General features: G+C 64.7%; 16 protein-coding genes. 6 read left to right on the top strand and 10 right to left on the bottom strand.

Going from position 1 to position 20339, the window contains the following annotated elements; translation table 11 throughout:
* Positions 1-89: 89 nt before the first annotated feature.
* Positions 90-698, top strand: a complete 609-nt coding sequence (locus M4J40_RS16520) for an NUDIX domain-containing protein (RefSeq protein ID WP_251755486.1) — start codon at positions 90-92, stop codon at positions 696-698.
* 15 nt (positions 699-713) lie between these two features.
* Here the strand turns inward: M4J40_RS16520 and M4J40_RS16515 are convergent, their stop codons facing one another.
* The gene (locus M4J40_RS16515; protein WP_251755485.1) at positions 714-1733 is read right to left on the bottom strand and encodes a substrate-binding domain-containing protein; all 1020 of its coding nucleotides are present in this window, start codon (positions 1731-1733) and stop codon (positions 714-716) included.
* Positions 1734-2107: 374 nt separating this feature from the next.
* On the opposite strand from M4J40_RS16515, the gene M4J40_RS16510 reads away from it, so the two are divergent.
* On the top strand, positions 2108-3397 hold the full coding sequence (locus M4J40_RS16510; RefSeq protein ID WP_251755484.1) for an ROK family transcriptional regulator: 1290 nt from the start codon (positions 2108-2110) through the stop codon (positions 3395-3397).
* Between the two features lie 7 nt (positions 3398-3404).
* On the opposite strand, the gene M4J40_RS16505 is transcribed toward M4J40_RS16510, so the two are convergent.
* The 9 genes from M4J40_RS16505 to M4J40_RS16465 all read right to left on the bottom strand — a co-directional run bounded on the left by M4J40_RS16505 (position 3405) and on the right by M4J40_RS16465 (position 15748).
* The gene (locus M4J40_RS16505; protein ID WP_251755483.1) at positions 3405-6554 is read right to left on the bottom strand and encodes an efflux RND transporter permease subunit; all 3150 of its coding nucleotides are present in this window, start codon (positions 6552-6554) and stop codon (positions 3405-3407) included.
* Positions 6551-7753, bottom strand: a complete 1203-nt coding sequence (locus M4J40_RS16500) for an efflux RND transporter periplasmic adaptor subunit (RefSeq protein ID WP_251755482.1) — start codon at positions 7751-7753, stop codon at positions 6551-6553. Before M4J40_RS16500 ends, M4J40_RS16505 begins: the two co-directional genes overlap by 4 nt.
* Before the next feature lie 139 nt (positions 7754-7892).
* Positions 7893-8438 carry a DUF934 domain-containing protein gene (locus tag M4J40_RS16495; RefSeq protein ID WP_251755481.1) on the bottom strand — a complete coding sequence of 182 codons (546 nt, stop codon included), beginning with the start codon at positions 8436-8438 and terminating at the stop codon, positions 7893-7895.
* 3 nt (positions 8439-8441) lie between these two features.
* Positions 8442-9194 carry a phosphoadenylyl-sulfate reductase gene (locus M4J40_RS16490; RefSeq protein ID WP_251755480.1) on the bottom strand — a complete coding sequence of 251 codons (753 nt, stop codon included), beginning with the start codon at positions 9192-9194 and terminating at the stop codon, positions 8442-8444.
* Complete coding sequence (locus tag M4J40_RS16485; RefSeq protein WP_251755479.1) at positions 9184-10839, bottom strand: nitrite/sulfite reductase; 1656 nt, start codon at positions 10837-10839, stop codon at positions 9184-9186. Before M4J40_RS16485 ends, M4J40_RS16490 begins: the two co-directional genes overlap by 11 nt.
* Before the next feature lie 12 nt (positions 10840-10851).
* A complete protein-coding gene (locus M4J40_RS16480; RefSeq protein WP_251755478.1) occupies positions 10852-11142 on the bottom strand; it encodes a DUF2849 domain-containing protein in 291 nt (96 codons plus the stop codon).
* A gap of 182 nt (positions 11143-11324) precedes the next feature.
* Positions 11325-12635: an FAD-binding oxidoreductase gene (locus M4J40_RS16475; protein WP_251755477.1), complete on the bottom strand. Its 1311-nt coding sequence runs from the start codon at positions 12633-12635 to the stop codon at positions 11325-11327.
* Between the two features lie 187 nt (positions 12636-12822).
* Positions 12823-14208, bottom strand: a complete 1386-nt coding sequence (locus M4J40_RS16470; protein WP_251755476.1) for an aspartate aminotransferase family protein — start codon at positions 14206-14208, stop codon at positions 12823-12825.
* 124 nt (positions 14209-14332) lie between these two features.
* The gene (locus M4J40_RS16465; RefSeq protein WP_251755475.1) at positions 14333-15748 is read right to left on the bottom strand and encodes a glutamine synthetase family protein; all 1416 of its coding nucleotides are present in this window, start codon (positions 15746-15748) and stop codon (positions 14333-14335) included.
* Between the two features lie 362 nt (positions 15749-16110).
* Between M4J40_RS16465 and M4J40_RS16460 the strand changes: the two genes are divergently transcribed.
* The 4 genes from M4J40_RS16460 to M4J40_RS16445 all read left to right on the top strand — a co-directional run bounded on the left by M4J40_RS16460 (position 16111) and on the right by M4J40_RS16445 (position 20213).
* Positions 16111-17202 (top strand): polyamine ABC transporter substrate-binding protein, encoded by a 1092-nt coding sequence (locus M4J40_RS16460; protein ID WP_251755474.1) that lies wholly within the window; start codon positions 16111-16113, stop codon positions 17200-17202.
* Between the two features lie 107 nt (positions 17203-17309).
* Entirely contained in the window at positions 17310-18461 is a 1152-nt protein-coding gene (locus tag M4J40_RS16455) for an ABC transporter ATP-binding protein (protein ID WP_251755473.1), read from the top strand.
* Positions 18462-18472: 11 nt separating this feature from the next.
* Positions 18473-19381: an ABC transporter permease subunit gene (locus tag M4J40_RS16450; RefSeq protein WP_251755472.1), complete on the top strand. Its 909-nt coding sequence runs from the start codon at positions 18473-18475 to the stop codon at positions 19379-19381.
* 10 nt (positions 19382-19391) lie between these two features.
* On the top strand, positions 19392-20213 hold the full coding sequence (locus M4J40_RS16445) for an ABC transporter permease (RefSeq protein ID WP_251755471.1): 822 nt from the start codon (positions 19392-19394) through the stop codon (positions 20211-20213).
* Positions 20214-20339: the final 126 nt, after the last annotated feature.

Raw genomic sequence — 20339 nt, 5'->3', positions numbered from 1 at the left:
CTCTGGCAACGCCAGCCGACTTCGGACGCTGGCGGGGGCGGTGACGGGCGTCTATCAAGGGGCGACGCTGACGACAGGGAGATTCAAGTATGGCGGACCGTCTGACCGAGAACCGCTTGCCTCCCGTATCCGTCAAGGAGCGGCGAACCGTCTATGATGGCTGGTTGACGCTTGAAGTGGCTGTCCTCGAAACAACGGTGCATGGCGAGCCTCGGCTGGTGCGGCGCGAGGTGCACGACCATGGCGATGGCGCCGCGGTCCTCGTCTACGATTCGCTTCAACGGACAGCGATCCTGGTCCGCCAGGTACGCGCCGCCGCGCTTCTGGCCGACGGCAGCGGCGTGACGCTCGAGGCGATCGCCGGCATCGTCGATGACGGTGAGGACGGTGAGACGGCTGTGCGTCGCGAAGCCTGGGAAGAGGCGGGATGCGTCGTCGGCAAGCTGGAGTATCTTGGCCGCCCCTATGCCTCTCCGGGGTCACTGACCGAACGGGTTTGGCTCTATCTCGGCGAGATCGACACGTCCGCTCAGCGCGGCAAGGGGGGAGGCCTCGCAGAGGAGAGCGAGGAGATCGAAGTGGTCGAACTGCCGCTGTCCACGCTGGCCAATCTCGCCGACAATGGCGAGGTACTCGATCTCAAGACGCGTCTTTTGGTCGAGGCCTTGCGCCGACGCAGGCCGGAGCTGTTTGATTGAGTATTCCCCGCTCTCTCAGGGACAGTCGGCGATGTGGCCGGCCGGCACCTGATGGCAGAGGCGCTCGGCATCGATCCAGCCGGTCGACAGCGCAAGGCCGAGCGCATCGACAGTAATGGTGAAGGGCTGCAGATTCAGCTCGTAGGTCGTCCCCTGTCCGTCGCCGAGCCGTCTTGCCACCCCGAGTTCCATTGGCAAGCGGCCATCGGCCAGCTGCAGCGCCGCTTCGGCCGCCTTGCGGGCAAGCGCCTCGTGATCTTCCCAGATGGTGGCGGTTTGCACCCCCCGCGCGATGCGATTGAGCGTCTCCGGATCTCCGCCCTGGCCGACGACGGCAACCTTGTCGATGAGTCCACGCTCTTCAAGCACCGAAATCGCCTCTCCGGCACTGGCGTCGTCCGGCGTCAGCACCGCGTCTACGTCGTTGCGGGTGGCGTCGAGAATGTTGCCGAAGGCACGGCGGGCATTCAGCGACAAGCCGCCCGGGGTGTAGGCCTCCCCGGCAATGCGGATCAGCCCGGCACTGATCGAATCCTTGAGAACGCCGATTTGGCCGGCGTAAAGGCGCGCGGTCTGCGGGTCGTCGAAGTCGCCTTTCAGCAGCACCCAACCGCCGCGCGGCCGCGCCGCGTAGAGAGCCAGCGACTGTAGCCTCCCGACATCCGCTTGGTTGAAGCCAATCGATAGCACGCCTTCGAGACCGATGGGCCGGTCATAGCCGATCACCGGGATTCCGGCGGCAACCGCCGCTCGGATCGACGGTTCCAGCGCACGGGGATCGACCGCTGCGACGATCAACGCGTCGACCTTGGCGTCGATCAGGCTCATCACGTCGAGGATCTGCTTGGCGGCCGACAGGCGTGCGTCGGTTTCGATCACCGCTCCGGATCCCGCCGATACCGCGTCACGGATCGCTTCGGCATCCAGCTTCCATTGATGCGTGGTATCGCCCGGCCAGCTCACACCAATCACTGGTCCGGCCATCGCTGCTTGACAGAACAGCCCGAGGGCGATGACCGGAAGCACTTTCCACATGCTGACGACGTCCCCCCGAATGTCGTTCCACGAGCGCGAAGACAATACGCTCCGGGGTTTCCATTGTGAAGTTGGCCGCTCGGCCCACTCTACCCAACGATTATCTTTGAAGCTCAAAAAAAGCGTGGACCGGGGCCATGGCCGATGTCAATATCCGATGCCGATCTGGGCCGGCCGCTTTGGGGGAAGCGGCGCGGCACCTCGGGGGCTTCTGCCCCCGGGATGCGCGGTGAGGGGTGGAGGAAATCCGGAGCGGCTTCGGCCCAAGGGCGTCTCGGCCTGAACGATCAGGTCGGGGAATGCTCCGATAGAGATAAGACGCGGGGCGCCGGGGACGGGGATGATCCCGCCGGTGGGGGAGGACAAGCGTTACTATGACCGTGCGTGGAGATGGCTCGCGGCGCGTTTCCGTCGGCAAGGCCGACAGCGATCATGTGCGGCGGCAGAACCGATCCCTGGTGCTTTCGGCGTTGCGCCGGCGCGAGCCGATCGCTCGCGTGGATCTCGGGACTGAAACGAATCTGTCGCCGGCCACCATTACGGCCATCACCGCCGATCTGATCGCCGAGGGGTTGGTCGAGGCCAGTGACGACGAGGTGGAGAACGCGGAGGTCCAGGCCGAACCGGCTCGGCGCGGTCGGCCTCGCGTCATGTTGCGTCTCGATCCGACGGCTGGCTATGTGCTGGCGGCCAAGATCTCGCGCGACAGCGTCGTTCTGCAACTGGCCGATTTCGACGGCCATATCATCGATCGGCAGGAAGCTATCGTTCCGACGTATCAGGAGACGCGCGACAGCTTCCCCGTCAAGCTTGCCGATCTGCTCGGCCGTATCGTCGCCGACAATGGCATCGATTTTCGTCAGGTGGCCGAGATCGCCATTGGCGCGCAGGGCTTCGTCGACACCAACACGGGCTCGGTGATGTGGTCGCCGGCTTTCGGCGTCCGGGACATGCGCCTCGTCGAACCGCTCAAGGCGTTGACCGGTCGCAACTGCATTCTCTCCAACGACGCCAACATGATCGCGCAGGCCCTGCACGAGGCCAATCCGGACATCTATAGCGGGACCTTTGCAGTGATCTTCGTCGATCAGGGCGTGGGGGCGGGCCTGTTCGTCGGCGATCGGCTGCATCACGGCGCCGCCGGCTCGGCGGCCGAGTTCGGCCACATGAATCACCTGCCCAACGGAGCCCTTTGCCAGTGCGGGCGGCGTGGTTGCCTTGAGGCCTACATCGCCGATTACGCCATTCATCGTCAGGCGCTTGGCTTGCCGGAAGATGCGCCTCCGCTCAGTATCCGGCCGACGCAGGGTGAGCTGATCGCCCACGAGGCCGCCGCCTATGCCGGCGATGAAGCGATGCGGGCGATCTATCACCGGGCGGGCGAGACGTTGGGCTACGGGCTGGCGCGACTGATGGCCCTTATCAACCCAAGTCGCATCGTGCTGACCGGCGGCTCGGTTCGCGCCTACCCCCTGTTCGAAAGCGGCCTGAAGGCGGCTATCGAGGCTGCGCTGGTCGAAGACCTGCGTCGGTCGACGGTGATCGAGACGCTGCCTTGGCAGACCGACATGATCATGACCGGCCTCATCTCCTACATGCTGACGCGCCTCGATCGCGAAGTCTTCGCCAACCCCGCCGAGGCTCGTCGGTTCCGGGTCGCCTAACCTTAATCTATTCCGCCGCGAGCTTTGGTTTGGGCGGCGAGGCCGGATCTTCCTCGGTAAGCCCAAGAGCCTCGGCGGCGGTGAGTTCGCCGGACAGAAGGCGTTCGACGTGACCGCGTGGCTTGGTGAACCCGGCCAGCACCAGATAGGCGACTGGCGTCAGGAACAGTGTGAAAACGGTCGCAAAGCCGAGACCACCCACCAGTACCCAACCGAGGGCGACGCGCGCCTCCGCTCCGGCCCCGAAAGCCAGAACCAGCGGGACCGCGCCGACGATGGTGGCGATCATGGTCATCACAACGGGTCTCAGCCGGATGCGCGCCGCCATTTCGATCGCCTCTCGCACATTGCGCCCCTCGTCCCGCAGCTGGTTGGCGAACTCGACGATGAGAATGCCGTTCTTGGCCATGATTCCAACCACCATGACGAGGCCGATCTGGCTGTAGATGTTGAGCGTTCCGCCGGTGAGGCGGATGGCGAACACTGCTGCGGCAAGGCCGAAGGGCACGGTGGCGATGATGATCAACGCCGCGACGAAGCTTTCGAACTGCGCTGCGAGGACCAGCAGCACGACGATCAGCGCGAAGCCGAATGTGGTGGCAAGCCCCGCCGAGGTCTGGGCGAGCGCCGCCGCCTCGCCGGTCTGCTTGATGTCGTAGCCGGCCGGCAGTACCGACGCAGCAACCTCGTCGGCCACCGCCATTGCCTGCCTTAGCGCCACGCCGGGTGCCGGATCGATGGAGATGGGCACCGCCCGTTGCTGGCCGTCGCGCGACAGGCCGGGCGCCGTCGAGCCTTCGACCAGGGTGGCAATGGCGCTCATCGGCACCATTCGCCCGTCGCCGGTCCGAAGAAAGACATTGCCGAGATCGGTCGGGTCGTCGATCGGCGTGGCTGAGGATACCAGCTTGACCGGAATGATCCGGTCGCCAACCGACACGTCGGCCACCTTACGGCCATCGAGCACCGCCTGCAGTGCCTGGGCCAGACCGGAGACGGGGATGCCGAGGTCCTGCGCCCGGTCGCGATCGATGCGGACGGAAAGCTGCGGCTGCGTCGGCTGGTAATCGAGGGTGGCGCTCCGCACTTCGGGGCGCTCTTCGAGAGCCTTGATGAAAGCGTCGCCGACCCTGGCGAGCCCGTCGAAGTCGGGGCCGACCAGGGAGAGGCGCAGCCCCTGTCCACCGCCACGGATCCCGAGCGAGTTGGAGCTGAGGGCTCGCGCCTGGATGGATGGAATGGCCGCGAGCTTGCCGTTGATCTCGGCGGCGATCGCCGCCTGACTGCGCGATCGCTCGTCCCAGGGGGCGAGCGTCAGCATCATGAAGCCGGAGTTGGTGTCGCCGCGACCGGCGATGGCGAAACTGGCGGTAGCCTCGCCACTGTCGAGGTAGGGCTGGACGACGGCGGCCACCTTGTCCATCTGCCGCCCCATGTTGTCGATGGAAATGCCGGGTGGCGCGGTGACCCGCAGCATTACCGAACCGCGGTCTTCGCGCGGCGTCAGTTCGCTCGGCAGGCTCTGGAATACACCCCAGGCCACGGCGGCGAAGGCGACGGATAATGCGGCGACCACGAGCGGAGCGGCCAGGGCGGCGTGGAGCAGGCGGCCATAGAGCGCGGCGAGCGGCCGGCCGATCGATCCGAGCAGACGCGGCATGACGGCGCGCTTCTGCTTGTCTTCCGCTGGCAGAACCGACGCGGCGAGCATCGGTGCGAAGGTCAGTGCCGTAAAGCCCGAGATGGTGACCGCGATCGCCAGCACGAAGCCGAACTCGCGGAACAGGCTGCCGGCAGTGCCGGGCAGGAAGGAAATCGGCACGAACACGGCAGCGAGGGTGGCCGTCGTGGCAAGCACGGCGAAGAAGACTTCCTCGGTGCCGAGCACCGCCGCAGCGCGCGGCTTCATGCCCATATGCCGGCGGCGGACGATGTTCTCCAGGACGACGATGGCGTCGTCCACCACAAGGCCCGTGGCGAGCACCAGGGCCAGGAGTGTGACGATGTTGATCGAGAAGCCGATCAGCCACATCGCCGCCAGCGTTCCGATGAGAGACACCGGAATGGTGACGGCCGGAATCAGCGTCGCCCGCCAACTGGCGAGAAACAGATAGATGACGGCGATGACGATTGCGACGCCGAGCCCGAGGGCCAGGATCACTTCGTGTAGGGCCCCGTTGATGAAACGCGCCTCGTCGGACGTGACGGTGAGATCGACGCCATCGGGTAGCGTCGTCTTGAGGTTTGCGACGACGCGGGCGACGTCGTTTGAGATCTGGATCGAGTTGGATCGGGCGGCGCGAACGATGCCCATGCCGATACCGGCCTTGCCGTTGATCTTGAGCTGCGACGTGCCGGTGTCGGGGGCGAGAGACACAGTCGCCACGTCGCCGAGGCGCGTTGTGCCGTCGATCAGAAGGCGGGACATGCCGGCGGCATCGGTCACGCGCGCATCGGCACGGACCACCAGGCTGAGGTCGCGATTGGCGAGCGCACCGGCGGGGCTGTCCATCGACACGGTGGAAAGCGTCTGGGTGAGATCGGCGACCGTGAGCCCGCGCGCAGCCATCGCCGTCTGATCGATGTCGACGCGGAACACCGGCTCCTGGTCTCCGAACACCTGGACGTCGGCGACGCCATCGATAGCGGCGAGAGCATCGGCGATACGGTCGTTGACGAGGCTGGTCAGTTCCTCGAGCGATACGCGATCGGAGGTAACGGCGAGGCGGATGATGGCGTCGCCGTCGGCATCGGCCTTGACGATTTGCGGCTCGTCGACGTCTTCTGGCAACTGGTTGCGGATGCGGCTCACGACGTCCCTGGTATCGTTGGCGGCGACGTTGAGGTCTGTGTTCTCCGAAAACTCGATGGTGACGCGTGATCGGCCGAAACTCGACCGCCCAGATATCGAGGTCACACCGGCAACTCGCGACACGGCCGACTCGACGCGAGCGGTGACGTCGGTGTCGATGGTCTCCGGCGCCGCGCCGGCATAGCTGACGGTCACGGTGACGACGGGCCGGTCGACGTCGGGCAACTCGCGCACTTCCACGTCGCGATAAGCGGCAAGGCCTGCGACGATCACCAATGCGTTGACCACCAGAGCCAAAACCGGCCGACGAACGAACAGCGCGGTGAGGGCGTGGCTTCGACTCATGGCTTGGCCTCCTGGGCCTTGCCTGCGAGCCGATCGGACGCGTCCTCGATCCTTACGGGCGAACCGGCCCGGACCGACTGAATGCCTTCGGTCACCACCGGGTCGCCGGGCTTGAGGTCGCCACTGACCAGCACCGTATCGGCGTTTCGCTCGATGATGGCGATGCCGGTCCGTTTCGCCTTGCCGTCGTCGACCAACCAGACATAGGAGCCGTCGCGGTCCCACTGGACCGATGGCGCCGGTACGGCCGTCTTCCGGATGCCCGGGAAACGGAGCGTCACGGCGAAGGACATGCCGGGACGAAGGACGTCGTCGGGATTGTCCACTGTCGCCTGCGTCACGAGCGTACGGCTGTCGGCTTCGATGCGACTGCCGACGGCAGTGACCTTGCCCGAGAAGCGGGCGCCGGGCTGTGATGGCGTTGCAACCTCGATGAGCTGACCGCTCGCCACGCGGGCTGCGAAAGCTTCCGGGATGCGGAACTCGACCTTGATTTCCGACCGGTCGTCCAGTGTCGCGATCTCGGTCGAGGTCGACACCATGTCGCCCACTTCGACCGATGTCAGGCCGACGACGCCGGAAAACGGGGCGGCGATGGTGCGGCGGCTAAGGTTGAGCTCCGCCTCCTGCAGGGTCAGTCGCGCCTTGGAGAGCTCGAAGCGGGCGGTATCGCGCTCGGCGGCGGAAATTGCCCGCGTTTCGGCTAGTTTTTCGTTGCGAGCCGCCTTGGCCTCGGCATCCGCCAGGGCGACCTTCGCTTGTTCCAACGCAATCCTCTCGCTGTCGTCATCGAGGCGGACCAGCGTGGCGCCGGCCTCCACACGGTCTCCAGAGGTAAAGGCGATCTCTGTCACCATGCCGGTGACCCGGGGGAAGATGGCGACGGTTCGCGCCGCTTCGGCGGTACCGATGGCGCTGACGCGGTCGGCGGTCTCGGTCATGACGACGGGAGCAGTGACGACCAGCGGCGCCCGCCCGGGGGCGGCGTTCCTGGCCGGGTCGCGTCGGGGAGCTTCGGACTTTGGCGCTGCGGCAGCCACCTCCTCGGATGAGGCAAGAAAGATCCATTCCGGTAGCAGCGCCTGCGGAACACCGGCCGCCATCAACCGAGGACGCGCGGATGGATCGAGAGCACCCCAACCGACGATTCCCGCCAGACCCAGAAGCAGGGCAAGAACCAATTGTTTCCAGAAGGCCATGTCCGGCTCCGTTTCGGCAATGTAGCCCAAGGGATAATCCGGAGAACTTGAGATACGAAAGAGGCGAAAGTGTACGCTAGTGTAACAAGCGGGGCCAGATGGGCTCCAGTGTCCCAATCCACAAGGAAGCTTGGCGGTATCAGGTCGCGCGACGGCGAAGCCAGGGGCGTGTGCCTGCCGGGGGCTCGCTGAGGGCGCCCGGCTGATAGTGGAGGTCGGGCGAGGGATCACGCCCCTCGGAAAGATAGCGACGGGCAGTAGCGTTTCTGACCTCGAACGCCGAGAAACCGACACGGCGCATGAGGGGGATCTCGTCGATCAGGACCTCGCCGACCGCCCGTATCTCGCCGGCAAAGCCTGCTCGGACGAGGCGGGCGGCATGGCTGAAGCCACGGCCGTCTGCAAATTTTGGGAAGTCCACGGCAACGACGACGATCCGTTCCAGAAGTGGGAGAACCTCGTCGAAGCGATCGGCCGGTGAGAAAAGCAACCCCAGGCGGCGATTGCTGGCGCTGTTCCCGTCGAGAGCCGCCCGGAGGGCTGCAAGCGGCAGGATGAGGCCATCGCCTCCGGTGTCCTCCGCCGAGATGGCAAAGTCGTTGGGCTCGAAGCGTCCGGCGCGATAGACGTCCGGCGTCGAACCGTCGGTAGCGGTGCCCTGCGGCACGATGGCGGTGGCGACCATGTCTCAAATCCCCGCAATGATGGCGCCCGACGGCTGGCCGAGATGAATGCCGCATTCGGTCTTGGCCTTGCCGCGCCAGCGGCCGGCCCGCTCATCCTCGCCCGGCCTTACCTTGTCGGTGCAGGGCAGGCAGCCGATCGATGGATAGCCCTCGGCGACGAGCGGATGCGGTGGCAGGTGGCGCGCTTCGCGGTAGGCCTCTATGCGTGCCCGGTCCCAGCCGAGCAGCGGGTTGACTTTGATCCGGCCGTTGGCGGCTTCGAACAGCGGCAGGTTCGCCCGTGTCTCGGCCTGATAGCGCTTGCGGCCGGAAATCCAGGCGTCATAAGGCGCGAGCGCGGCTTCAAGCGGCCTCACCTTGCGGATATCGCAGCAGGCGTCGGTGTCGGCCATCCACAGAGCGCCGGCCGGATCGGCTCCGGCGAGGTCGTTGTCGTCTGGCGCCCGAATGACAAGACCGGTCAGGCCGAGCGTCTCCACCAACTGGTCGCGATAGGAGAGGGTGGCGGGAAACAGCTTGCCCGTGTCGAGGAAGACGATCGGCAGGGATCGGTCGATGTCGGCCACCATGGCGAGAAGCACGGCGCTGTCGGCGCCGAAGCTCGATACCAGCGCGATCTTGCCCGCATAGAGATCGAGCGCGGCGGCGACGATCGTCTCCGCGTCTTCTCCGTCATGACGAGCCGACAGGAGCCGCGCCTCCGAGGCGAGCCCCTGGTCGGGGTCCACGGCAAGGCCGAGCGCATCAAGCACCATAGAGGGCCTCCTTGAATGGGGCTTCGCCAAGCCGGCGATAGGCGGCGAGGAAGGTTTCGTCCGGCGAGGCACGGAGCTTGATATAGGCGTCGACCACGGTCTCGACGGCGTCGATGACGCCCTCGGCGGAAAAGCCGGGACCGATGATCTGGCCGATCGAGGCGCTCTCGTCGGGGTTGCCGCCGAGGCTGATCTGATAGAACTCCTCGCCCTTGCGGTCGACGCCGAGGATGCCGATGTGGCCGACGTGATGGTGTCCACAGGCGTTGATGCAGCCGGAAATCTTGATCGATAGCGGGCCGATCTCATCCTGCCGCTCCGGCGCGCCGAAGCGTTCGGACAGTTGCGAGGCGAGCGGGATCGACCGGGCGTTGGCAAGGGCGCAATAATCGAGGCCGGGGCAGGCGATGATGTCGGTGATGGCGCCGGCATTGGCGGTGGCCAGCCCCGCTGCGGCAAGCGCTTCGTAGACGGCAGGTACGTCGTCGAGCGCGAGATGCGGCAGGATGAGGTTCTGCTCGTGACTGACGCGGATTTCCGAGAAGGCCCAGCGCTCGGCGATATCGGCGACAGCCTCCATCTGCTCGGCCGAGGCGTCGCCAGGAATGCCGCCGATCGGCTTCAGCGAAATGGTGAGGGACGTATGGCCCTGCGCCTTGTGGCGATGGAGGTTTTGCCGAGCGAAGCGGTCGAGCGCCGGGTTCTCGGCGCGGGCCGCCTCGAGCGTGGCGGATGTCCCCGATCGCGTCGTCAGGGTCGGAGGCTCGAAATAGGCGCGAATGCGCGCAACTTCCTCGGCGGGCAGGCCGAGGACGCCGCCCCGGATCTGCCTGAACTCGTCTTCCACCAGTTGGCGCAGTTCATCGATGCCGGTTTCATGAACCAGGATCTTGATGCGCGCCTTGTACTTGTTGTCGCGCCGGCCGAACAGATTGTAGACGCGCAGGATCGCGTCGACATAGGCCAGAATGTCGGCCTCCGGTACGAAGGCGGCAAGTTCGCGGGCGATCATCGGGGTGCGCCCCTGGCCGCCGCCGACATAAACGGCAAAGCCTATGCCGCCGTCCTTGCCGCGCTTCACCTCAAGGCCGATGTCGTGCAGGCGAATGGCCGCGCGGTCGTGGCCGGCGCCAGTGACCGCGATCTTGAACTTTCGCGGCAGGAACGAGAACTCCGGATGCAACGACGACCACTGTCGGAGGATTTCAGCGTAAGGGCGGGGATCGTCGGCCTCGTCGAAGGCGGCGCCGGCGAAATGGTCGGCGGTCACGTTGCGGATGCAGTTGCCCGACGTTTGAATGGCGTGCATCTCCACTTCGGCCAACTCGGAGAGAATGCTCGGCACATCCTTCAACGCGGGCCAGTTGAACTGGATGTTCTGCCGGGTGGTGAAGTGGCCGTAGCCCTTGTCGTAGACGCGGGCGATATGGGCGAGGCGGCGCATCTGCGTTGACGACAGCGTGCCGTAGGGAATGGCGACACGCAGCATGTAGGCATGAAGCTGGAGATAGACGCCATTCATCAGGCGCAGCGGCTTGAACTCGTCCTCGGTGATCTCGCCCTTGAGCCGGCGCTCCACCTGATCGGCGAACTGGGAAACGCGCTGCCGCACGAAGGTGGCGTCGAACTCGTCATAGCGATACATGGCGCTCCCTCCTCAGGCGGTGACGGGGCGGTGGTCGGACTTGACCGTGGGGCCAAAGGCGCGGATGCGCTCGCGAAGCCGCTTGGGTACGACATGCCCATCCGCCACGGAGACGGCGATCGTCGCGACCTCGACCACTAGCGACGCGCTGACATCGCCCAGGGCAGCGGCCTCGGCGGCGGTGCGCCGCTCCGCGTCGTCAATCACCTCGGCGGCGTCGATGTCGGCGACCCAAGTGCCACTGGCGGCACGATAGACGACGTCACCATCGGACAGTCGATTGGCAGTCAGAATCTCTGGCATGGGCACTGGTGTATCCGCGAGGCAAGCAATCCTCACTGACACATAGTCGATCGCTCCGCCCAGAGCCTGCTTCAACTTTTCAAAAAGCAAGGCGGTGGCGGAAAAAACATCCTGCCACTGCCATTTCATTGAAAGACGACAAACTGCGCTGGTACTGCCCTGCCGGCGCGGGGGCGTTCCGGTCAGATGCTGTCGAGCAGCTTGAACCAGGTCATGGCGGCGACGAGGGTCGGCCAGCGAAGATGCGTGCCGCCGGGGAAGGGCATCACGGGCACCTTGGCGAACGCGTCGAACCGCCCCATGGCGCCGCCGACCGCTTCGGCGATCACGTGGCCAACGAAGGGCGCCAGCATGACGCCTTGGCCCGAGTAGCCGGCGGCGATGAAGATGTTGGGCTTCGGCCGCCGGATGAACGGCATGCGGTTGAAGGTGATGCCGAGCGTTCCGCCCCAGGCGTGGCTGATCGCCACGTTGGCGAGCTTGGGATAGACGCGGGCGAGATGCGGCCGGACGAAGGCCGCGATGTCCTCCGGGAAGGCATGGCTGTAGGTCTCGCCGCCACCGAACACCAGACGGCGATCGGGTGTCTGGTGCCAGTAGTAGACGACGAAGCGGCTGTCGCTTACCGCCTCTTCTCCGGGGATCAGCACATCGTCGAGCGGCTCGGTGGCGACGACGAAGTTGTTGATCGGCAAGACGCAGGCGTCGGTCTCGTCATCCAGCCCCCCGAGATAGCCGTTTCCGGCCACGATCACGGTATCGACCATCGCTTCGCCGTCGGCAGTGACGACGACCGGCTTGGCGGCATGTCGGATTTTCGTGACCTTGCTGTCTTCGTAGAGTGTCACGCCAGCGGCGACGGCTGCCTTGGCCAGACCCAGGGCGAACTTCAGCGGGTGCAGCTTGCCACCCAGGGGGTCGAAACTGGCGGCATGGTAGATGTCGGTGCCGATGCGACGAGCCGTCTCGTCCCGGTCGAGAAACTGCCGTTCGATGCCCCATTTCTTTTTGAGGTGATCGACATGGCGCTTCTCTGCCTCCACCCAGCGCGGCTTGTGAACGCTATGGATGAGGCCCGGCCGGAAGTCGCAGTCGATGGCATTCTCGGAGAGCAACCGGTCGAGATGGGTGCGCGCTTCGTCGGCAAGCCGTAGCAAGTCGCGTGTCGCCGCTTCTCCGACCCTCGCCGCCAACCAGTCGGGATCCTGTCGCTGGCCGGGATGGATCTGTCCGCCGTTGCGCCCGGAGGCGCCCCAGCCGATCTTGTTGGCTTCGAACAGCACGACTTCGTAGCCCGCTTTTGCCAGCGACAAGGCGGCCGAAAGGCCGGTGTAACCGCCGCCGATGATGGCAACGTCGGCTCGCCGGTGGCCCCTCAGAAGCGGATAGGTCGGTATCTCTCCGGCGGTGGCGGCATACCAGGAGGTGACGTGTGGGGCTCTCCCCTCGGCGGGCATGAAGGTCGGCGCGGAAAACATGTCGATGGGACTCAAAGTCAATCGCCGGACATCGGCGTCCGGGCGCAAGTGGAAGATTGGCCAAGCTGCGCCACGGGGCCGTCCTCCCGGTTGATTCAGCGTCGCCCGCGTCTTGTCGGTCGCACCCTAGCGGAAACGGAGGGCGCTGCGGAATCCGAATGTTGGGCAGGGGCGATTATGGTCGCCCAAGCCCTGTGCAGGCTCAGCCCATCAGGCCATCGCGTTTTAGGTCGGCATGCGTCATGTCGAGCGTCAGCGTGGCAAGGCGGATCAACTCGTCCGCTTCCTCGTGGCTGAGCACGAAGGGCGGTGCGATCACCATGGTGTCGTGGACGTGCCGCATGACCAGGCCGTTCCGGAAGGAATGCTCGCGGCAGCGGAGGCCGATGCTGCCGTCGCCGGCAAAGCGCTTGCGCGACGGTTTGGACGGAACGAGCTCCAGGGCGCCCATGAGGCCGGTCATCCGCGCCTCGCCGACCAGCGGATGGTCGGCCAGCTTCAGCCAGCGCTCTTGCAGATAGGGGCCGATGTCGTCTCGAACGCGCTCGACCAGCTTCTCATCGCGCAGGATCTTCAGGTTGGCGATGGCCGCCGCCGCGCAAACCGGGTGGGCCGAGTAGGTGAATCCGTGGTTGAACTCGCCGGTGTCCTCGATCACGCCGGCAACCTTGTCGGAGACCAGCACGCCGCCGATCGGCAGATAGCCGGACGACAGGCCCTTGGCGACGGGCATCAGGTCCGGCTTCATGCCGAAGTGTTCGGCGCCGAACCAGGTGCCGAGCCGGCCGAAGCCGCAGATCACCTCGTCGGAGACGAACAGGATATCGCGCTCGCGACAGATGCGGGCGACCTCCGGCCAGTAGGTGTCGGGCGGGATGATGACGCCGCCGGCGCCCTGGATCGGCTCGGCGATGAAGGCGGCCACCTTGTCCTCGCCGATTTCATCGATCGCCGCTTCGAGCTCGCGGGCGGCCTTGAGGCCGAACTCGGCTGGCGTCAGGTCGCCGCCATGGTCGAACCAGTAGGGTTGGCCGATGTGGTGGATACCGGGAATGGGCAGCCCGCCCTGCGCGTGCATCGGCGTCATGCCGCCGAGCGAGGCGCCGGCCACCGTCGAACCGTGATAGGCGTTGCGCCGGGCGATGAGGACCTGCTTGCCCGGCTTGCCGAGCGTCGCCCAATAGGTGCGCACCATCCTGAGAACGGTGTCGTTGGCTTCCGATCCGGAGCCGCAGAAGAACACCCGGTTGAAGCCTTCGGGCGTCACTTCGGCGATCAAGGCTGCAAGGTCGACCGCCGGCGGATGCGTCGTCTTGAAGAAGGTGTTGTAGTAGGAAATCTCGGCCATCTGCTGCTGGACGGCTTCGGCGATCTCCCGCCGGCCATGGCCGATGTTGACGCACCAAAGGCCAGACATGCCGTCGAGGATGCGGTTTCCCTCGCTGTCGGTCAGCCAGACACCTTCTCCCTTGACGATGACACGCACGCCGCCGGCATTCAGCGAGCGGGTGTCCGAGAACGGGTGAAGGTGGTGCGCGGCATCGAGCGCGCGGTAGTGATCGGTCGGATAGGTGTTGTGGGTGAGCATGATTGCCTCGGAATGCGAGCGGCCGCTCGGATCGGCGGCGCTCCGGAAAAGCAACGCCGGCACTTCTGCCGCCGGTCTCGCGCCAGTCTGCGCGGTGATCGGCCTCGGGGCGCCGGCGGTATTCTCACACCGCTAGCAGGAGATGCTGGCGCTCCCAACTGGAGATGACGTTCATGAACGTCTCGTATTCCTGCTGCTTGATCGCCCGGTAGGTCGCCATGAAGCGAGGACCGAAGACGTCCGGGAGATCGCTGTTGTCCTCGAACAGCGCCAGTGCCTCCAAAAGACCGCGCGGCAGACCGAACGGCAAGTCGCGAGCCGATCCTGCGATCGGCTCCTCGGGGGCGAGACGCTGCTGCATGCCGAGATGGCCGCAGGCGAGCGAAGCCGCGATGGCGAGATAGGGGTTGGCGTCGGAGGAGGGCACCCGGTTTTCCACGCGGCGCGATCCCGGGCCGGAGTTGGGAACGCGGATACCGACGGTCCGGTTGTCATAGCCCCAGTGAACGTTGATGGGCGCCGCCGTGCCCCGTGTCAGCCGCCGGAACGAGTTGACGTAGGGGGCGAGGATGCACATCACCGCCGGCAGGTACTTCTGCAGGCCGGCGATGAACGAGAAGAACGCCGCCGTGGGGTTCCCTTCGTCGTCGGAAAAGATGTTGCGGCCGGTCTCGACGTCCACCACCGACTGATGGATGTGCATGGCCGAGCCCGGCTCGCGGCTCATCGGTTTGGCCATGAAGGTGGCGTACATGTTGTGCCGGAGCGCCGCCTCGCGGATGGTCCGCTTGAAGCTGAACACCTGGTCGCCGAGGGCGAGCGGGTCGCCGTGGCGCAGGTTGATCTCCATCTGCGCGGCGCCTTCCTCGTGGATCAGCGTGTCGATCTCCAGGCCTTGCTTCTCGGAGAACTCGTAGATGTCGTCGAACAGGTCGTCGAACTCGTTGACATGCTGGATCGAATAGGACTGCCGGCTTGCCTCGGCGCGGCCGGAGCGGCCGATCGGCGGTTCCAGCGGATAGTCCGGATCGAGGTTCTGCTTGACGAGATAGAACTCGATCTCCGGCGCCACCACGGCCCTGAGGCCGTCGCGCTCGTAGAGACCGACGATGCGTCTCAGGATCTGGCGCGGACCGAGGTCGAACGGCCGCCCATCGCGATGAAAGGCGTCATGGATGATCTGCGCCGTCGGCTCCGAAGCCCAGGGCACGGCGGTCAGTGTCGAGAAGTCCGGCTTCAGGAACACGTCGCCATCGGAAGGGTCATGCTGGAAGGTGTCGTCTTCCTCGGGGTACTCGCCGGTCACGGTGGTGGTGAAGACCGACGTTGGCATCGACATGACGGTGGAGGAAAAGAACTTGTCGGCTGGCATCAGCTTGCCGCGGGCGACGCCGGCCAGATCCGGCGTGATGCATTCGATATCCTCGATGCCTCGCTCCTTGAGCCAGACTTTGGCCTCGGCGAGCGTCTCGACGCCACGCTCCGGATTGCGTTCGCCGACCCTCGGCGCGTCCTTGGGCTCGGTCGAAATCAAACTCATGATTGCTTTCTTTCGTTGCTGGCGCGCGAAGGCGGGAGCCTCGTCCATCCCGCCCGTCCGAACGCACGCCTTTGTGTTTCGGAAAATGCAGACCCCTTATTTGTGATGACATTTTCCGGCCCGCGCAATCGCAATTTGAATCGGAGCCGAGCGAGGTGTGGTGACAAAATGCCACGCGCCAGAAAATAGGCAGCAACCAGTTGTCGTGCCTCCGTCGCTGTGCATAAATGCGCCGACCGCCATGTGCGTAGAACGCCGGATTCTAACGTCGTTCTACGATTGTAAGTGCCGGAGAACCCGGCGTCGTCGCGATTGCGAGGACGAGGGGCGGCCACGACAGGGGAACAGGGAGCATGACGAAAATGGTGAGACAGCGTCTTCTGGGTGCCGCCGCGCTGACGGTCGCGCTCGCGACGGGGGCCGTGGCCGAGGACAAGGTTGTCAACGTTTACAACTGGTCCGACTATATCGACGAGTCCGTGCTGGAGGAGTTCACCAAGGAGACCGGCATCAAGGTGGTCTACGACGTGTTCGACAATCAGGACATCGTCGAGACCAAGATGCTGGCCGGTGGCTCGGGCTACGACGTGGTGGTGATCACCGGTCCGTTCCTGGCCCGCCAGATCGCAGCCGGAGTCTATCAGCCGCTGGACAAGTCCAAGCTGCCCAACCTTTCCAACATGTGGCCAGAAGTGACCAATCGGGTCGCCGAATACGATCCGGGCAATGAGTATGGCGTCGACTACATGTGGGGCACCACGGGCATCGGCTACAATGTCGAGAAGATCAAGGCGATCATGCCCGACGCGCCGGTCAACAGCTGGGATATGGTATTCAAGCCGGAGATCGTCTCCAAGTTCAAGGACTGCGGCGTGCAGTTCCTCGATGCTTCCGAAGAGCTGATCCCGAGCGCCCTCAAGTATCTCGGCAAGAATCCAGACTCCAAGGATGCTGCCGACATGGAAGAGGCCGGCAAACTGCTCGCGTCGGTCAAGCCCTACGTCCAGAAGTTCCACTCGTCGGAGTATATCAACGCGCTCGCCAACGGCGACATCTGCCTCGCCGTCGGCTATTCCGGCGATATCCTCCAGGCCCGCAACCGGGCCGCCGAGGCCAACAATGGCGTTACCATCAACTACGTCATTCCCAAGGAAGGCGCCAACATGTGGTTCGACATCATGGCGATCCCCAAGGATGCGCCGAATCCGGATGCTGCCCACGCCTTCATGAACTTCATGATGAAGCCCGAGATCATCGCCAAGTCGACCAACTACGTCGCCTATGCCAACGGCAACCTCGCCTCGCAGAAGTTCGTCGATCCGGCCATCCTGTCTGACACCGCGATCTATCCCGACAAGGAGACGCTGGCCAATCTGTTCTCGACCACGCCCTATGATGCCAAGGCTCAGCGCGTGTTGACCCGCGTCTGGACCTCGGTCAAGACGGGCATGTAAGCTCTGGCTCCAAGGAACTGTCGAAAAGCGCCCGGCCGCTTGGCCGGGTGCTTGCATGTGACGGATGGCGGTGGCACGTCAGGCTGGTGGAAGCGAGGGTTCCGATAATGATCGAGGCGGTTGGGCCGATCAAACGCAAGTTTGCTCCCTGGGACGATCCGACTCTCAAACCGTTCATCCGTTTTGAGAACGTCACCAAGCGTTTCGGCGACTTCACCGCCGTCGATAATCTGACGCTCGATATCTATGAGCGTGAGTTCTTCGCCCTGCTTGGGCCGTCGGGCTGTGGCAAGACGACGTTGATGCGCATGCTCGCCGGCTTCGAGCAGCCGACCGAGGGGCGCATCCTTCTGGACGGCAAGGATTTGTCCGGCATTCCGCCCTACAAGCGGCCGGTCAACATGATGTTCCAGTCCTACGCGCTGTTCCCGCATATGACGGTGGAGGGCAACATTGCCTTCGGCCTCAGGCAGGAGGGCATGGACACCTCCAACATCAACACGCGCGTCGCCGAAATGCTCGAACTAGTTAAGCTCGAGAAGTTCGCCAAGCGCAAGCCGCACCAGCTGTCCGGCGGTCAGCGCCAGCGCGTGGCACTCGCCCGTTCGCTTGCCAAGCGCCCCAAGGTGCTGCTGCTCGACGAACCGCTGGGCGCTCTCGACAAGAAGCTGCGCGAAGAAACCCAGTTCGAGCTCATGGATATCCAGATGGAGCTCGGCATGACCTTCCTGATCGTCACCCACGATCAGGAAGAGGCGATGACTGTCTCCGATCGCATCGCCGTCATGAATCATGGCATCATCGCCCAGATCGGCACGGCCTCCGAGATCTACGAGCAGCCGGCCTCTCGCTACGTCGCCGACTTCGTCGGTGACATCAACCTGATCGATGGCGCGGTCACGGCCGTCGGCGACCGCATCGTCACGCTCCATTGCGCTGGCGTCGATGCCACGATCTCCGCCGAGGCCGGACCGGGCGAAGTCGCCGTTGGGGCCGAGGCCGGCTTCGCCATTCGCCCGGAGAAGGTGCAGATCTCGCTGGAAGCGCCGCCGGCGGGCACGCCCAATGTACTGTCCGGCGAAGTGTGGGACATCGGCTATCTCGGCGACATCTCGGTCTATCGCGTTCGCCTTGCCGGCGGGTCCATCGTCAAGGCCACCGTCGCCAACCTGACGCGCATCGTCGAGCGACCGATCACCTGGGAAGACAAGGTGTACCTGACCTGGCCGGCAGACGCCGGCGTCATCCTGCTGAAGTGAAGGACCGGGCCATGGCGGAGCGCTGGACGCAGGACGTGAAGCCCTTCCTTGCCAAGTGGGCGCTGGTGGCGGTTCCTTATCTTTGGAGCCTGCTGTTCTTCCTCGCGCCGTTCCTGATCATCTTCAAGATTTCGTTGTCGCAGACGGCGATCGCCATGCCGCCCTATGTGCCGGTAATCGGCAGTCTTGGCGACTTCTGGGCGAAGCTTTCCAGCTTCACCTTCGACAACTACATCTTCCTGACCGAGGATCCGCTCTATTACTCGGCCTATCTGTCGAGCCTTAGGATCGCGCTGGTGTCGACGATTCTGCTGCTCATCGTCGGCTATCCGATCGCCTACGGCATGGCGCGCGCGCCCAAGAGCCTGCGAAATGCGCTGGTGATGGCGGTGATCCTGCCGTTCTGGACGAGCTTCCTGATCCGCGTCTACGCCTGGATCGGCATCCTGAAGCCGGAAGGGCTTATCACGGTCGCCTTGCAGTGGCTGGGCTTTCTGGGCCCGAACGAGCAGATTCATGTCTACAACACCGAGATCGCGGTGTTCATCGGCATCGTCTATTCCTACCTGCCCTTCATGGTTCTGCCGCTCTACGCGGCTCTTGAAAAGCTTGACGCGACGCTGCTCGAGGCGGCCGCCGACCTCGGTTGTCCGCCGACGAAGTCTTTCTGGGTAATCACCTTCCCGCTATCGCTGCCCGGCGTCATCGCCGGCTGCTTCCTGTGCTTCATTCCGATCGTCGGCGAGTTCGTCATCCCCGATCTGCTCGGCGGCTCCGAGACGCTGATGATCGGCAAGACGCTGTGGGCCGAGTTCTTCAACAACCGCGACTGGCCGGTGTCGTCCGCCGTGGCCGTGGTGCTCCTGATCATCCTGGTTGTGCCGATCGTCATCTTCCAGAACCAGCAGAAGAAGGCCTGAGGAGCGCGCCATGAACAAGTCTACGAGCTGGTTCAACATCACGTCGCTGGTGGTCGGCTTTGCCTTCCTTTACGTGCCCATCCTGATCCTGGTGGTCTATTCCTTCAACGCGTCCAAGCTGGTAACGGTCTGGGGCGGCTTCTCGACGCAATGGTATGTCGAGCTGGTCCATGATCAGGCGATCATCGACGCTGCCTGGGTGACCATTCGCGTCGGCATCATCTCGGCCTCATTCGCGACTGTGCTCGGCACCATGGCCGCCCTGGTGCTCGACCGCTATCGGAAGTTCCATGGCCGCGCCCTGTTCTCGGGCATGGTCTATGCGCCGCTGGTCATGCCGGAGGTGATCACCGGCCTTTCGCTTCTGCTGCTGTTCGTTGCCATCGGGTTCGATCGCGGCTTCTGGGCGGTGGTGATCGCCCATACGACGCTCACCATGTGCTTCGTTGCGGTGGTGGTGCAGTCGCGCCTCGTCACGCTCGATCGCAGCCTTGAGGAGGCGGCCCTCGATCTCGGCTGCCCGCCGGTCAAGACCTTCTTCCTGATCACCCTGCCACTGATCCTGCCGGGTGTGGTCGCCGGCTGGATGTTGGCCTTCACTCTGTCGCTCGACGACCTCGTCATCGCCTCGTTCAACACCGGCCCCGGCGCCACCACGCTGCCGATCAAGATCTACTCCATGGTCCGCCTTGGCGTGACGCCGGAGATCAACGCCATTTCCACCATCCTGATCTCGGTGATCGCCGTCGGCGTCATCGCGGCATCGGTGCTGTCGCATCGCTCGCAGGTGGAGAAGGAAAAGGCCGAGCGCGCCGTTTTCCTAACCAACTGAGCCCGGCCGTGAGTGGGCGGCGAGACACGGCGTCCGCCATCGCAGTCCTCGGCGTCGTTCTCCCGAGAGCCCGGGCGAGTCCGACCTCGGATCAATTGTCCGGCCTAGACTTTTGCCTCTACAGTG

Source organism: Pleomorphomonas sp. JP5, from assembly GCF_023721815.1.
Lineage (GTDB): Bacteria > Pseudomonadota > Alphaproteobacteria > Rhizobiales > Pleomorphomonadaceae > Pleomorphomonas.
Note: the sequence above shows the minus strand (reverse complement) of the source record. Positions and strands in the feature narration are given on the sequence as shown.